Source organism: Nostoc sp. NMS4 (genome assembly GCF_017115095.1).
Classification (GTDB): Bacteria; Cyanobacteriota; Cyanobacteriia; order Cyanobacteriales; family Nostocaceae; genus Nostoc.
Genome location: NZ_JABXKI010000297.1, coordinates 1 through 14,919, shown reverse-complemented (window position 1 = coordinate 14,919; position 14,919 = coordinate 1). Strand labels below are relative to the sequence as shown.

13 protein-coding genes are annotated in these 14,919 nt (G+C 42.8%); 8 read left to right on the top strand and 5 right to left on the bottom strand.

Annotated features, from left to right (window positions below; all coding sequences use genetic code 11):
* Window positions 1-241 precede the first annotated feature (241 nt).
* The 4 genes from dtd (at window position 242) to HWQ37_RS28155 (ending at window position 3,631) form a co-directional block, all read left to right on the top strand.
* Window positions 242-694, top strand: coding sequence for a D-aminoacyl-tRNA deacylase (dtd, locus tag HWQ37_RS28170; RefSeq protein ID WP_292753721.1), 453 nt, complete (start codon window positions 242-244; stop codon window positions 692-694).
* 103 nt (window positions 695-797) lie between these two features.
* On the top strand, window positions 798-1,139 hold the full coding sequence (gene psb28, locus HWQ37_RS28165; protein ID WP_292753720.1) for a photosystem II reaction center protein Psb28: 342 nt from the start codon (window positions 798-800) through the stop codon (window positions 1,137-1,139).
* Window positions 1,140-1,229: 90 nt separating this feature from the next.
* Window positions 1,230-1,742, top strand: a complete 513-nt coding sequence (locus tag HWQ37_RS28160; protein ID WP_292753722.1) for a MogA/MoaB family molybdenum cofactor biosynthesis protein — start codon at window positions 1,230-1,232, stop codon at window positions 1,740-1,742.
* A 137-nt stretch (window positions 1,743-1,879) separates the two neighbouring features.
* A complete protein-coding gene (locus HWQ37_RS28155; protein ID WP_292753719.1) occupies window positions 1,880-3,631 on the top strand; it encodes a diguanylate cyclase in 1,752 nt (583 codons plus the stop codon).
* Between the two features lie 400 nt (window positions 3,632-4,031).
* On the opposite strand, the gene mraY is transcribed toward HWQ37_RS28155, so the two are convergent.
* Window positions 4,032-5,123 carry a phospho-N-acetylmuramoyl-pentapeptide-transferase gene (mraY, locus tag HWQ37_RS28150; RefSeq protein ID WP_292753718.1) on the bottom strand — a complete coding sequence of 364 codons (1,092 nt, stop codon included), beginning with the start codon at window positions 5,121-5,123 and terminating at the stop codon, window positions 4,032-4,034.
* Window positions 5,124-5,202: 79 nt separating this feature from the next.
* The gene (locus HWQ37_RS28145) at window positions 5,203-5,439 is read right to left on the bottom strand and encodes a DUF3134 domain-containing protein (protein ID WP_292753717.1); all 237 of its coding nucleotides are present in this window, start codon (window positions 5,437-5,439) and stop codon (window positions 5,203-5,205) included.
* Window positions 5,440-5,685: 246 nt separating this feature from the next.
* On the opposite strand from HWQ37_RS28145, the gene HWQ37_RS28140 reads away from it, so the two are divergent.
* The 4 genes from HWQ37_RS28140 (at window position 5,686) to ndhO (ending at window position 8,272) form a co-directional block, all read left to right on the top strand.
* On the top strand, window positions 5,686-6,270 hold the full coding sequence (locus HWQ37_RS28140) for a PAP/fibrillin family protein (RefSeq protein WP_292753716.1): 585 nt from the start codon (window positions 5,686-5,688) through the stop codon (window positions 6,268-6,270).
* A 362-nt stretch (window positions 6,271-6,632) separates the two neighbouring features.
* Window positions 6,633-6,848, top strand: a complete 216-nt coding sequence (locus HWQ37_RS28135) for a photosystem I reaction center subunit IV (protein ID WP_094349537.1) — start codon at window positions 6,633-6,635, stop codon at window positions 6,846-6,848.
* Between the two features lie 237 nt (window positions 6,849-7,085).
* Window positions 7,086-7,970, top strand: a complete 885-nt coding sequence (locus HWQ37_RS28130) for a DNA-formamidopyrimidine glycosylase (protein ID WP_292753715.1) — start codon at window positions 7,086-7,088, stop codon at window positions 7,968-7,970.
* Between the two features lie 86 nt (window positions 7,971-8,056).
* Window positions 8,057-8,272, top strand: a complete 216-nt coding sequence (ndhO, locus tag HWQ37_RS28125; protein ID WP_292753714.1) for an NAD(P)H-quinone oxidoreductase subunit O — start codon at window positions 8,057-8,059, stop codon at window positions 8,270-8,272.
* 106 nt (window positions 8,273-8,378) lie between these two features.
* Here the strand turns inward: ndhO and HWQ37_RS28120 are convergent, their stop codons facing one another.
* The 3 genes from HWQ37_RS28120 to HWQ37_RS28110 all read right to left on the bottom strand — a co-directional run bounded on the left by HWQ37_RS28120 (window position 8,379) and on the right by HWQ37_RS28110 (window position 14,408).
* Window positions 8,379-12,224: an AMP-binding protein gene (locus HWQ37_RS28120; protein ID WP_292753713.1), complete on the bottom strand. Its 3,846-nt coding sequence runs from the start codon at window positions 12,222-12,224 to the stop codon at window positions 8,379-8,381.
* 1,267 nt (window positions 12,225-13,491) lie between these two features.
* A complete protein-coding gene (locus HWQ37_RS28115) occupies window positions 13,492-13,824 on the bottom strand; it encodes a translation initiation factor (protein WP_292753712.1) in 333 nt (110 codons plus the stop codon).
* 95 nt (window positions 13,825-13,919) lie between these two features.
* Complete coding sequence (locus tag HWQ37_RS28110) at window positions 13,920-14,408, bottom strand: hypothetical protein (RefSeq protein WP_292753711.1); 489 nt, start codon at window positions 14,406-14,408, stop codon at window positions 13,920-13,922.
* Window positions 14,409-14,919: the final 511 nt, after the last annotated feature.

Here is a 14,919-nt window from a genome sequence, read left to right as displayed (position 1 = left end):
CGTAACCCAACATCCTGATATATGTTGGGTTACGCAAAGCCTCCACCCAACCTACAATTTTTTTGTAACATTTTAGCCTAGAAAGTCCAATCGAGATTTTTTCAGAAATCAAATATGATTCCTATATCAGGTGGTAAGCACTCATTGTTTCTATATTTAGTTTGCGGTTTAAGAATGCGATCGCGTAGCCCGTCGTAGACATCGCTCTAAAATTAAAATGTTAATGAATGTTTAGATTAAAATGCGCGTTGTTATCCAGCGAGTCAAATCATCTCAAGTTATAGTTAATGGTGAAATTATCAGCAAAATTGGGCGGGGGCTAAATTTACTCGTAGGTATAGCCAATACCGACACTGATGCTGAAATCGACTGGATGGTGCGTAAGTGCTTAGAACTGCGACTGTTTCCTGACGAAGAAGGAAACGATCGCTGGCAAAAATCTGTACAAGAAATTGGCGGCGATTTGTTAGTAGTCAGTCAGTTTACCCTTTACGGTGAATGTCGCAAAGGTCGCCGTCCTTCTTTTGACCGTTCAGCCGCTCCCCAATCGGCAGAAGGTTTGTATAATCGTTTTGTTACCAAGTTAAGAGCTAGCGGGTTGCAGGTGGAAACAGGTAAATTTGGGGCAATGATGCAAGTTACCATCGAAAACGACGGCCCCGTAACTTTGTTACTTGAAAAAGAAGCGATTTAAGTATATACACTAAAAGCTAAATAACAGCAGCCTCTAGACTGTGGTGTTCTAATTGATGAGAGAATATTAAATTAACCATCAAAAAAGTTTAAATTCATTCATCATGGCGAAAATCCAGTTTTCTAGAGGTCTTGACGAAGAGGTAACTCCAGATGTGCGCTTGACGCGATCGCGCACTGGCGACAGTGGTACAGCGACGTTTATTTTTACGAATCCGAAGATTTTAGATCAAGGTACTACCGAAGATATTACCGGGATGTACTTGATTGACGAAGAAGGCGAAATAATTACCCGTGAAGTTAAAGCTAAATTTGTTAACGGGAAACCGGAAGAATTAGAGGCACTTTACGTCATGAAATCTCCTCAAGAATGGGATCGTTTTATGCGCTTCATGGAGCGGTATGCTGAAGAAAACGATCTGGGACTGAGCAAAAATGAGGCGTAGGGCATAGGGTATAGGGCATGGGGCATCGCTAATTGTCAATGCGCCTTTACCATGCCCAATTATCCATTATTAAAAGTTCATAACTGACATATAATGCCACAACCCCACCCAGACTCGCATGGAGTTCTAGTAACTTGTGCTGTAGTTACTGTCAGCGATACACGCACTTTGGAAACAGACAAAAGTGGCCAGCTAATTCAGCAGTTACTCCTTGACGCTAACTATGCTGTAGGAGCCTACACGATTATCAAAGATGAACCTACCCAAATTCAAGGGCAGATAGAAAATCTGGGTAAAAGCTCAAATTTGGATGCTGTAATTTTCAATGGTGGTACAGGTATTGCACCAAGAGATACTACCTATGATGCCATTGAGAAGTTACTGGAGAAAACTTTGCCGGGATTTGGTGAATTATTTCGTTTTTTAAGTTATCAAGAGATTGGTTCGCGGGCGATCGCTTCTCGCGCTGTTGCTGGTGTTTATCAAAATAAATTAATTTTCTCGCTTCCTGGTTCTAGTAATGCTGTACGACTAGCAATGGAAAAACTGATTTTACCCGAACTCACTCACTTGGTAAGTCAGGTTGGTAAGGCGGTGAAATGAGCAGCCCTTCAGAAAGTTAGCATGATAAATTTTGTAAAACTAAGGCATGAGGCACTGAAATCATCCTTTCTATCCTTGCATTTTAAGACTACCCAGAATTATAGTGAATCGGATGAAATGTTAATATCAGGTCAGTAATGGAGTCTATTTACTGGAATTGCACAATTGCTCACGGCATCACTGCATTTTCATACTTCGGCATCCCCATAGTAATAGGGGTTTCCTTTGCCAAAACTAAGCCAACTATCCCTTCTAAGTTTTGGCTAGCTTTTTTGTTATCAGGTGGATTCGTACTATTTTGCGGATTTCATCACTTTTTGGCGATCTTTGAGCCATATATGGCGGTGTCTCTGTTGCACTTAGGTGTGCTTGACTTGATGGCGTTTATTTCCTTGTGTGCTTTACTCTACCTGATGCCAACCGCTTATCAAATTGTCAAGGCGATCGTTAAATATCAAGAAGATACCCGCGAACTTCAACGCAGCCAGCAGATGCAACGGCTATTCCTAGATCAGGGACCCTTTGCGGCCTATATCAAAGATGAGCAATCTAGAATGCTTTATTACAATCAGGAGCTACAGTCTAGATTTTCGGTAGATTCACAAGAATGGTTAGGGAAAACTGATAGTGAATTCTTGCCAGATTCAGAAGAGGGGCGGCGGGTAATGGAAAACGATCGCGTTGTTTTGAATACTCTACGTCCCTTGAAGCTGATTGAAGAGGTAAAGATACCTGGTAACGATCAGCCGTGCTACTGGCTATCCTTTAAGTTTCCGTTTAACGATTACGCAACCAGCGATCGCCGCATCGGTGGGATCAGTATTGATATTACAGAATCTATAGAAGCACAGCGATCGCTCACTGACCTAAATCGGCAGCTAGAAGAAAAAACACTGGAATTAGAAGCAAAAAAACGAGAACTTATATATCTTTCAGATATGACAGATATGCTTTATTCCTGCGAGTCTGAAGATGAGGTGTATCAAGTAGTCGCTTTAACTTGTTCCAAGCTGTTTCCTAATATGAGTGGTTGTGTCTGTATAATTGCTAATTCCAAGAATTATGTTCAGATGAATAGTGTTTGGGGAGATGAAAGAAGCAGTAAAGAAATATTTTCACTATCTGACTGTTGGGCATTGCGGAGAGGAAAAGTAAACCTTTTATCGCCTCGGAATTCAGGATTAATGTGCGGTCACTTAATAGAGCCAGTTAGCGGCACACATTTGTGCATTCCATTGTTTGGACAAGGCGAAGTAGTTGGGATTTTACATATCTATGCACTTGAAGAAATCAGTCCAGAAGATCAACAAACTTCTGAGATTATTGCTAGAACATTAGGCATTGCACTGAATAATCTATCGATAAAACAACGTCTAACCCATGAGAGCTTGCGGGATGGGATGACCCAACTATTCAATCAAAGCTATATGGAAACCATAATGGAACAGAGGCTAGCGGAAGCTGACCGATCGGGACTACCTCTTAGTATTATTTTCCTAGATATCGATAACTTCAAATCTTACAACTCGCGCTATGGGCACGTGACTGCCAACGTTGTTCTCCAGGGATTAGCAAAGTTACTGTTAAAATCTATTCGCTCTTTTGACATTGCTTGTAGATGGGGTGGTGAAGAATTTGTGATTGTGATGCCTAATATGACTCTGGAAACGCTGAGGAAGCGAGTAGAACAATTAAGGCTAGACATTGAACAAATGCAATTGAGAGACGGCGATCAGATCCTTGAAAACATCACCGCTTCTTTTGGAATAGCTGTATCAGAACCAGGAATGACGGTTAAGAATTTGCTGAATCGGGCAAATCAAGCGATGCTTGAGGCAAAGCGAACAGGGAAGAATCGGGTTAGGGAATATATAAATACTTATAATTAATTTTGGAGGCAGGAGGCATTTTTTTACGTAGACGCTTCTCTACGAGACGCTACGCGAACGGCTTCCCGCAGGGTACCGCAGAGGCAATAGAGTTGCCAGTGCGTTGGGCGGGTTCCCCGACTTGAAGCAACTGGCGCGACGCAAAGAAAAGAAAGAGAAGGAAAAAACTGCTTAACTTAACTGTATTGATCTATAACTAAAGCAAAAAAAATTGTAGGTTGGGTGAAGGCTTTGCGTAACCCAACATCCTGATATGTGTTGGGTTGCGCTCCGCTCCACCCAACCTACATCTAATGCACTGCCTAAAAAAACAACTCCCTGAAGATGTGGGAGTTGTTCTTTTATATTCAAGCAGTTTTTAAAACATTTAGAATGGAGCGATGCCTACGGTGGGCTGCGCCTACGCTAAACAAATAGTAGCCAAAATAGCAGCGATTACATAAAATACTCCAACTACTTGCAATTCTGACCAGCCAGTAAGTTCTAAATGATGGTGTAAAGGTGCCATTTTGAAGAGACGTTTGCCTTTGCCATCGGGGCCTTTGGTGGCTTTGTAATAACTTACCTGTGCCATCACTGAAAGGGTTTCTACAAAGAAGATACCACTCAGAATAAACAGACCTACTAAGCTATTTGTCAATAATGCTACAGCCGCTAAAGCCCCGCCCAGTGCCAGGGAACCAGTATCTCCCATGAAAACGCGGGCTGGGTTGCGATTATGGGCTAAGAAACCTAAGCACCCGCCACTTAAAGCAGCACAGAAAACCATCAATCCTGGTGCTGTAGGCGCGATCAAAGCACCTAATGCCAAAAGTGCGATCGCAACTGTTCCTCCTGCCAAGCCATCAATACCATCTGTTAAATTAGTCGCATTACTTTCTGCAACTAGCACAAAACCTGCTAATGGCCAAAATAGAAATCCTAATGGTAGTGTGAAGCTCACCCAAGGCAAAGCAATATTTGTAATATTAGAAGGTTGATTAAACATCAGCCATAGACAAAACACAGCCGCAAAACTCACCTGCAAAGCTAGTTTTGTACGGGGAGATATACCTTTATTTGATTTCCGGCGCAGAATTTGCCAATCGTCTAGCCAGCCAATCAATCCATAGCTGATTGTCAAAGCTGAAACTGCAAGCACCTCTTTAGAAAAGTTAGACAATATACAAGCAAGCAGCACAGATACAGGTATAAAAAATATGCCGCCCATTGTCGGAGTGCCAGCCTTTTTTAGATGAGCTTGGGGCCCATCTTCACGAATTATTTGTCCAGTTTTGAGTGCTTGAAGTAAAGGTATTACCCAATAACCCACCACACCTGAACCCAACGCAGACAACAGCAATGGCAGGGTTAATGACATACTTTGCCAAGGTAGCCGATTGGCCATCGAATCCAAGAAAAATGCTGTTGTACCTAACCCTACGGCTAATAAAGAGGCTAGAGCGATTCCAGAAATATTTAATCCTTGCTCAGGAGATAATTTAGCGTCCACAGAAGTTTCCCTTCACTCCACACTTATAAAATTGAATACCAGTAACTAGGGATACTGCTAAGTCCCTAGCCTGAAAAGGCTAATTCTCAGCGATTCCTATATCATCATCATCATCGAGGTCGTAGCCAATTCCATCTTCTACACCCATTAAGGAGTCTATTCCTTCTTCGTCAGCTTGAAAATCCGGTTCGTGAACGTCACGCGCTATGATGCGACCGTTGTTTTGTAACCAGTCCAACAAAGAGGACTCTGGTTTTAGGGGGATGACATCGGCTCGCTGGTTACGGGCTACTTCACGTAATGGAGAGTTCAACATATCGAAAATGAGGACAAGAAAAGGTTGACGTAAGTTGACATTTAGAGTCTATCACTTGACACGGATTAATTTAGTTATCTTTTCAACCCTTTAGTTGATAAATCCGTATTCAGATAGAAATTTTTTTATTTAATAAGCATAAGGCTTAGTCCAAGCGATTCTTAGTAATTTTTATGGCTCTACATATATGTCATTAATATCTTGTTTATGCTGATGGAAAGTGAATGATTTTTGAGGTGACAGGCGATGACGGCAAAAGCGGCTCTTATGGATGCGATCGCTGGTACAAATCGCGGTCTACTAGCGACCGAAGCACAGAAACAGGCTATCTTAGCAGCGATCGCCAATTTAGAAGACTTTAATCCTACACCCCGTCCGGTGGAAGCTGCTAATTTGCTAGATGGCAATTGGCGATTACTATACACCACTAGCAAGGCTCTTTTAAACTTAGATCGTCTACCTTTGTGCAAACTAGGTCAAATCTATCAGTGTATCCGGGTAGAAACTACCAGTGTTTACAACATAGCTGAAATTTATGGCTTACCTTATTTAGAAGGATTAGTCAGCGTTGCTGCTAAATTTGAGCCTGTTTCAGATCAACGTGTCCAAGTGAAATTTGAGCGTTCTATTATCGGCTTACAACGTTTAATAGAATACAATTCTCCGGTAACTTTTATCCAACAAATTGAAGCAGGTAGAAAATTTCCCGGAATCGATATTGCCATAAAGAGTGACAAACAGCAAGGCTGGTTAGATATCACTTATATAGATAACGACCTACGAATCGGCAGAGGTAATGAGGGAAGTGTGTTTGTCTTAACTAAAACATAAGGTTTTACAAAATAACTGTTTGCGATTGAAGGTACGCTATAACGTGTACCTTGTCAAGTAGGGTCTAATACCTTTTGCAGTTTTTGGATGTGCTATGTAGCAGGGAGCAAGAATTTTAGATTTTAGATTTTGGATTTTAGATTGAAATTTAATCCAAAATCCTCAATCCCTTCGGGTTCAGCAGTCGCTCATGGGGGAAACCCCCAAGACCGCGCTGCTTCACCAAAATCCAAAATTGAATTGCCCAATGCCCAAATTCAGACAAATAACTTAACAAAGACTCTTGCTGCGACCTTGAGGTTGTAGAGTGAAATCAATTAGCCCTCTAGATAGGCGATTGATAACTAAAAGGGAAAATAATCATGGTTCAACGTGGTTCTAAAGTACGTATTCTCCGCCCTGAATCCTACTGGTTTCAGGATCTAGGAACTGTGGCTTCCATCGACCAAAGCGGCATCAAATACCCTGTAATTGTCCGCTTTGAAAAGGTCAATTACTCTGGTATCAATACCAACAACTTTGCCCAGGATGAATTAGTCGAGGTTGAAGCACCAAAGGCTAAAGCACCGAAAAAATAGCAGCAAAGCTACAAGGGAGTTGTTTGATGCGATGATGAAGGGTAGTCTTAAGTCTGAAGTATGAAGTTCATTCATTCTTTGTCCTAGCCTACTCTAATCTACGAGAGCCGCCCTGCGGGTATTTACGGTTTCTTTTGGGTAGTAATACGACCCACTTACGGGTATGTAAGTTACTACCCCATCTCTTCTTCCCCGATCCCTCAAATAAATCATAATTGCTTGCTTAACTCAGCTTGAATGCCCGAACTGCCTGAAGTTGAAACAGTCCGAAGGGGTCTAAATCAATTGACCCTTAACCAAGAAATCACGGGAGGAGATGTGTTGCTCGATCGCACCATCGCCTACCCGTTTTCTGTTGGTGAGTTTGTTAATGGAATTGAAAAAAATGCGTACCCCGGAGGGGTTGGCGCAGCCATCGCTACTTGGCATCGTCGCGGTAAATATCTCCTCGCCGAACTCTCCTCGTCTTCCGGCTGGCTAGGTGTTCATCTGCGAATGACCGGTCAACTCCTATGGCTACATCGAGATGAACCATTACACAAGCACACGCGAGTTAGATTATTCTTTGGCGATCGGCAAGAATTACGCTTTATCGATCAGCGTACATTTGGTAAAATATGGTTGGTTCCGCCTGGTGTTGCTGTAGAAAGTATTATCACTGGTTTGGCAAAACTGGCAGCAGATCCATTTTCACCAGAATTTACTGTTGAATATCTAGCAAGCAAACTCCACAACCGCCGCCGTCCAATTAAGACTGCGCTACTAGATCAATCGGTGGTGGCGGGATTAGGTAACATTTATGCTGATGAAGCCTTGTTTAAGAGTGGAATTTTACCTGAAACCTTGTGTATAGATTTGCAGCTAAAGCAAATTGAATGTTTGCGAACAGCCATCATTCAAGTGTTAGAAACCAGTATTGAGGCTGGTGGTACGACTTTTAGTAATTTCTTAAATGTTAAAGGTACTAACGGTAATTATGGTGGTGTAGCCTGGGTTTATAATCGCGCTGGAGAACCCTGTCGAGTTTGTGGTACAGCAATTCAACGAATTAGGTTAGCGGGGCGATCTAGTCATTTTTGCTCCCAGTGTCAAACTTTACGGGGAGTTAGGAGGCGCGATTAATCATGTCTTGACAAGAGTTAGGAGTTCTAACTCGGAACTCTTTTAAAATGCAGATGAAAGACGTTATAAATTTGAGAGAGGAACTCATGGCAGTCAAAAAAGGCGATATGGTTCGCGCTGTGCGCGAAAAACTAGAAAACAGTCTGGAGGCTAAAGCCAGCGATCCTCGCTTTCCTGCTTATTTGTTTGAAACCAAGGGCGAAATTGTAGACATCAAGGGTGATTACGCCCTGATTAAGTTTGGGAAAGTGCCAACACCTAATATTTGGTTACGTGTGGATCAACTCGAAGAGTTTAAATAAGTAAAAAGAATTCAGAAGTCAGAATTCACCATTTATTCTGATGAATTCCGTTAGATAAACAGACACTCAAAATTCAGCTATCCTGAATTCAGGATAACTGAATTCTTCAATTTTCTGAAGCATGTAATATGCTGAGGGATCTGGCTATATGATGGGCTAAAGCTTCAGGTGTAGGAAAGTCCCAGACAATATCAGCTTCGAGCTTTACAGCACTACAGAGCCACTCTTCCAAGTCATTTGATAATTCTGCTGCCGTTACGGAATCTATACCATACTCAGTAAAGGATTGGCTAAAGTTCTCTAATTTGCCATCGAGCTGGAATCTTTTGCTCAACCAATTTTCTATCCAGTTCTGAATCGTCTCTACTGTATAGGTGAGACTCACTAGAGTTTCAACAGACTTAGCCTCTACAGGCTTTGTCGTTTCAATAAGAGGAGAAATTTCGATCTGGTTGTTAGATGTTTGACCAGAAATAATTGTGGAACGGTTTTGGCGCAGCAGTTCATCTAGTTCACGGTCTTCCCCTGCTAGAGTTTGTTCAAGATCGCCGATCGCTTCTGTATAATTCGATATCATCTGGCTAATATCATCGGCACCGGACAGGAGAGATTCACCAGGGATACCACGTAAAGCTGTTTCGAGCTTCTGTTCAAAGTGGAGTTGTGTCCACTCAACAGCGCGACGCAGACGTTGGGATTGCGATCGCTCAAACGCCTGTTGAGTTACAGCCCACAGAACGGCAAAGGAAGCAAGTTCACCGATGAGCAGATACCCCCAACGGATTGAAGAGATTTGGTCTGGAAAAAGAGACTTGGCTTGGGCGTAATGCTCGTTAATTTGTTCAGCAGCAACTCTCAATCGGTGAGAAATCGCTGGTGCTGTTAGCTCGTTGCTCAGAAATTTATGTATTTCTACACTATTGTTGATCGCACAGGAACCAACAAACGTATGTAGGGTTTCTGTGGGGCCTTCAAAAATGCGAATTATTCTGGCATCACGGAGGATCTGAGGTGCTATGTTCGTCTCTATATAACCCCGACCACCCAGTAGCTGCATGAGATTATCAGCAGCCTTCCAGAAAAATTCCGGGCCAGTTGTCTTGCAAATGGCATAAATTTCCGGTGGAATCAAATTTCCATTGTCAAGTAACTTGGCAATCCTGGCAACGAGGGTTTCTACTGCTGTGGTAGCTGCTGTGAGGTCATTCAATCGCATTAAGGTTACTGGGTTATCTAGTAACCGACCAGTTGATATCGAACGGCGTTGGGCATAGCGAAGTATTAACTGAGCGCAGCGTTTCATCCCACCGACACTTAGAGATGCCAGACATAATCGAGTAAACATCATGGCATCCTGAGCGACTTTCATTCCCTCTCCCAGATTGCCCAGCAAATGCTCTGAATCAACGGCTACATCATCTAAATAGACGGTATTCTGAACCATTCCCCGTAGCCCCATTGTCAGGGCTTCAGGTCCAGAGCGTAGACCTTCCGTTCCTTCACGCACAACAAAACCACTGATTCCTCTAAATTTGCCGTTGCTATCAAGGTGTTTGACAAAAACATTAATCACACCTGCCCATGCTGCTGAACCGCTCCAGATTTTCGTGCCTTGTAAGAGCCATTCACCATTGGCATTTGGTATTGCTTTGCTTGAAATGGCTTGAGGATTTGACCCGGCATTTGGTTCTGTAAGAGCAAAAGCAGCCAATTCGCGCCCTTTAGCTAAGATGGGAAGCAGTTCATCCCGAACGGAATTTGACGCATAGTTGAGTATGGGACGAATCCCCAATGAATTGTGCAGAATAACCAGAGAAGCTACTGTTTGGTCGATCGCTCCGAGTTGTTCTATAATCCTCATGGTGTCGTAGCTGCCAAGACCGATGCCCCCGTATTCCGGTGATACCTGCATACCCAAAATCCCTCGGTTCCCGAAATCGAGCAGAATATGAGGTGGAATACATCGACGCTCATCAATGATCTGGGAGTTGATTCGCTTGTTGGCGTAATCGCGCAGCCACTCTATCAAGTTGTCAGCAGTTTTTTTGCTAGTGTCTTGTGCCACTGCCGTATTGATAGTCTGAATGCAAGGATCTGATGTTTGAGGAGTTTGAACTGGTTCTACGAAAGATTGTGCTTTCGCCTCAGATTGCTCTGAAGTTTGATTTAACAAACTCTCGCTCCAAGAATGTACCACCTTCAAGCTATTTCCTAAAAAGGCACTTCGGCAAGCAGATCGCTGAATTTTGCCACTGGAGGTTTTGGGAAGACTCACGGTGTCGAGTAGCACTATTGCATAAATCTGCAATTCATGTTCTTGTGAAATAGCTTTACGGATAGTTTTAACTACCATCTCCACATCTAACTTCTGTCGCCAAGTCCGCTCTACTTCCTGAATGACTACTAGTCGCTCTTCGCCGTTAACCTCTACCGTAAAAGCTGCCCCAAAACTGGGTCGCAGTGCTGGGTGGCTCTGTGAAACTGTCCATTCAATGTCTTGGGGATAATAGTTTTGACCCCGGATAATAATCACATCTTTGAGTCGCCCTGTCACCAACAACTCGTTATCTTTAAAGAATCCCAGATCCCCCGTTCTTAGAAATGGTCCTTCTTTGGTGTCTTTGAGATAAGCACCAAAGGTTTTCTTTGTCTCTTCGGGTCGCTGCCAATAGCCTTGGGTGACGGTAGAGCCAGAAATCCAAATTTCTCCAACTTCTTCTGGCGCACATTTGGTTAATAATTCTGGATGAACAATAACTACTTTGGTATCAATTCCAGTCTGTCCGCATCCTACAAAGGTCTGTAGTTTATGATCGCTTTCAGCATCTATTACCTGATTCTTTGCCAGTGCCTCTGCTTGAACTTTGTAGAAATTCGCTAACTCTCTGTTTTTCACTGCGGTAACAGCTAAGGTCGCTTCGGCTAAACCGTAGCCAGGACAAAAGGTTTCTGGATTAAAACCACAAGATTCAAAGGTTTGGGCAAATTGTTTGAGTGTGTCTGCTCTGATTGGCTCGGCACCATTTACACTGACCTGCCAGCTACTGAGATCGAGGGTAGCACGTTCTTCTGGTGTAATCTTGAGGACGCAGAGTTCGTAGGCAAAATTCGGAGCGCCACTATGAGTAGCTTTGTAGCGCGAAATCGCCTCAAGCCATCGCATCGGTTTTTGAATAAAGGATGCGGGAGCCATCATGTAACAGGGAAACCCTTGATATAAGGGTTGCAGAACTCCATAGATCAGTCCCATGTCATGAAAGACAGGAAGCCACGTTACCATGACACTTTCTGAGCTAGACTCCCACATTTGGTGCATGTGCTTGGAATTTTGCAGCAGGTTCCGATGACTTACCATTACACCCTTCGGCGTTCCCGTAGAACCGGAAGTGTATTGCAGAAAAGCTAGAGTTTCTCTACTCATCTTTTGCACTGGTTCCCAGTCTGATGCTTGACTATTGGGAATGGTATCGGTAGCCAGCAATTGTATACCGTCAAACTCTGCTTCTTGTGCAAATTGGCTTTGAATCTGCGTGAGATTAGAGCTAACCGTTAGTGCTATTCTTGTTTGAGCATCTGATACGATTGATTGAAATCTAGATAGACTTTGATTGCGCTTGGGCGGATAAACCGGAACAGCTACAACTCCAGCATATAGACACCCAAAGAAGGCAGCAATGAATTCTAAACCTGGTGGATATAACAGCAGAGCGCGTAGGCGTAGCCCGTCGTAGACATCGCCATAACCTTTTAGAGACTGAAGATGGGAGGCGATCGCTCTTGCTCGCAGGTCTAGTTCTCGATAAGTGAAGCTGACTTCTTCAGTTTCTCCATGTTGCAAAAAAGTATAAGCTTTTTGATTAGGCTGAATTTCTGCTCTATATCGTAATAATTCTACTAAAGTAGAACATTCTTCTACACAGCTTTTGAACTTATTCAAACTGATAGCTGTCATAAGCCAATATCCTTGTTCTAGTTTAGATAGTTGCGTTGATTTCTAGTAAAAAAATCAGACTTTTTCACAATACCTTGTCCTTTAGGACACGCTACGCGAACGCCAATTTACGAGGGCTTGTCTTTTGGGTTCGGCAAAAACAATAAGTCCTAAAAATCCCTTCAAGGTTTCCTGCAAGCTTTTTTTACGTATCACCTGCATGGCAAAGGGTTTGAGCCTTCTGCCTTTGTACTTCTGATCTTGAAAATCAAACTTTGACAAAAAACCAAAGAAAATATGTAGCTGAAAACCATTGATGGCGACAGCCCCTAGTTGAAAGTTAAAAATGTCTAGACAGCGACTTCAAGAGATTGGACAGTAACTTGATAAGCAAGTTTATCCAGCGTTTTTTAACACTCTCTGGTCGTTGTTTGTCAAAATAATGACGATCCTAAATCTTTGTAAGGTTCTTGGAGGAGCAAGGCGATTTTATAAGATCGGATTCTTTTTAACTTTGAATTATCTAGGTCTATTCTCAATCAGACCAATTTTTGGCGTTGCAAATCTTCTGCTGTATTTTTTGTCAAGTATGAATTTCTTCATTGCATAGGAGCCGTGATTAGCAACAAACCAGAACAAAGTCTTTTCAGAGGATGTTTGAAAAGTCCTCTTGTGGGTAGCAAAACGTTCTAGATTCCCCTAAAACCATCTTAGAAAGGAGGACTTTGATTCCGGTTCTCCCCCCACTAAAAAGATTAGTTCGTTCTGCGATCGCTGCACTCTTCATGATAATCTAAAGGTTCTAGAAGGCTTGAAACCATTGTAGATAGCACTTGTGTGTAGACCGTAGCTAAAAAAAGGGGAGATCGCTAAGTGCCTAAAATTACAGTTAAGCATTTTTCAAACAACCTGTCAGAAGACTTCGTTACTATATATGAAATATACAACACAAGTAGTTAAGAAAACATTATTATTTGGTTAAATCTAGGGCGAATACTTTTTTCCATTTATTATGGTATTCTGTAGAGTTTTTAACATCTAAAACTTTGCTTTTGCTATGAATAATATATCGGGTGCATACCATTATTTATTATCTGAGCAAGGATAAATAATTCGTAATTCGTAATTCGTAATGACGCTCCTGCGGACGCTTGAGGACTCGCTACCGCTTCGCTAACGTAATTTGTAATTTCTATAAATAAAAGGCAGTAGGTTAAAGTCCTCTGCCTTATTTGTTATTCCAAAATTTTTCACCCATGAAAACCAACATCACAACATTGGTTTGACGTTAGCGGCGGGAATCCTGATCTGCGGGGTCGCCGTAGGGGTCTTCGCTGGCTGGACGGACATCACCAAATTCCCCTGTGTCTGCGGGGTCGCCGTAAGGGTCTTCGCTAGCTGGGCGAACGTTGCCGTAAGATGCGATATCTGCGGGGTCGCCGTATGGATCTTCACTGGCTGGGGCGACGTTGCCGTAAGATGCCGGGTCTGCGGGATCGCCGTATGGATCTTCGCTGGCTGGACGTACATTGCGATCGCGCAATTTGGCATCTTCTTCAGCTTGATCGCTGTTTGACCCCAAAAGTAAATCTTTCGCTTTTCGGAAAAATTCATCTACCATAATCTGTCTCCTGATTTAAGTTCGTGTTTCCGACGTGCGCGATCGGCGTTATCCTTCAGGAAACCCGCTTTCTTATTTACACACGCTTTGCTGATCTAGAGTGCTGGAGCTGCCTCTGAAGTTATACCAGTGAGATCGCGACCTGTGGCACTCCGGTTATAGCCTTGGAATTGCCGATACTTTTGTGCTTCAGATTCTGGTACTCGAATTCCTTCTGCTGGTGCTGTTACCCAGTGAGCGCGATGTTCAGCATCACGGTAGTATACACGCCCATTCTTGGAAAGATAGTATTTACCTTGCGCTCCTTCTTGTGAAGCATTTTTATGCTGGTTGTAGAGGTAATAAAGTCCGGCAGCACCCGCCAAAAGCGCTACTTTCTGCCCTGTACCCAATCCTTTCTTGGCTTCTGGTTGGTTTGCGCGATCGCTCACTGTTCTACTAACGGTATCATCCACTGGTGGTGGAACTGAAGCGTTTTTAGAACCGCCTCCGCAGCTACTCAGCAAGGGTACCATTAGCAATGCCGAAAGCAGCACTGCAAATAGACGCGAAACTATTTTACGTTCTTTATATATTGTGTTCATTGGATTTCGTTCTCACCTGTATTTGCTAAAAGCCTTGCTGTTGCAAAAACAAAGTTGGAATTCCTGTTATTTCGCTTGAAATTGAAAAAACACATACCACTTAATTTACAACTGCACAGCTACAGCGTTTCTCTGTCATGATCGTCGATTTTCTCAAGCATTCCATCCCGCCTTTGAGAGAAACCGCATTCATCCCAAGGAAATATATTGTTGATTTTTGATGAGTCTATTTAGCTGAAATGCCGAAATTTTCAGCAATTTCTCGGTTATTTTTTCTGCGTAAATAACATAGAAAGATACAGTTACTATGATGATTTTTGTCAAAAACTACACTCAATATGACATCAAAAAATACTAGCACTCGTCTTCTTTTGGCTTTGTGGGATTTGGGAGGAACGCAGCAGGAAGTTAAGAAGGGTCAACTCACTAAGCGAATTGTATCGAAAAGCCAGAAGGTAGCAGATTATCAGGGCATATTCGAGGAATTACAGAAGCAGGGTGCGATCGCAAT

Coding starts and splice junctions, on each gene's coding strand:
- psb28 (WP_292753720.1), top strand. CDS start 798: ATGGCGAAAATCCAGTTTTCTAGAGGTCTTGACGAAGAGGTAACTCCA.
- HWQ37_RS28130 (WP_292753715.1), top strand. CDS start 7,086: ATGCCCGAACTGCCTGAAGTTGAAACAGTCCGAAGGGGTCTAAATCAA.
- HWQ37_RS28145 (WP_292753717.1), bottom strand. CDS start 5,439: ATGTTGAACTCTCCATTACGTGAAGTAGCCCGTAACCAGCGAGCCGAT.
- HWQ37_RS28155 (WP_292753719.1), top strand. CDS start 1,880: ATGGAGTCTATTTACTGGAATTGCACAATTGCTCACGGCATCACTGCA.
- ndhO (WP_292753714.1), top strand. CDS start 8,057: ATGGCAGTCAAAAAAGGCGATATGGTTCGCGCTGTGCGCGAAAAACTA.
- HWQ37_RS28120 (WP_292753713.1), bottom strand. CDS start 12,224: ATGACAGCTATCAGTTTGAATAAGTTCAAAAGCTGTGTAGAAGAATGT.
- HWQ37_RS28135 (WP_094349537.1), top strand. CDS start 6,633: ATGGTTCAACGTGGTTCTAAAGTACGTATTCTCCGCCCTGAATCCTAC.
- HWQ37_RS28140 (WP_292753716.1), top strand. CDS start 5,686: ATGACGGCAAAAGCGGCTCTTATGGATGCGATCGCTGGTACAAATCGC.
- HWQ37_RS28115 (WP_292753712.1), bottom strand. CDS start 13,824: ATGGTAGATGAATTTTTCCGAAAAGCGAAAGATTTACTTTTGGGGTCA.
- dtd (WP_292753721.1), top strand. CDS start 242: ATGCGCGTTGTTATCCAGCGAGTCAAATCATCTCAAGTTATAGTTAAT.
- HWQ37_RS28110 (WP_292753711.1), bottom strand. CDS start 14,408: ATGAACACAATATATAAAGAACGTAAAATAGTTTCGCGTCTATTTGCA.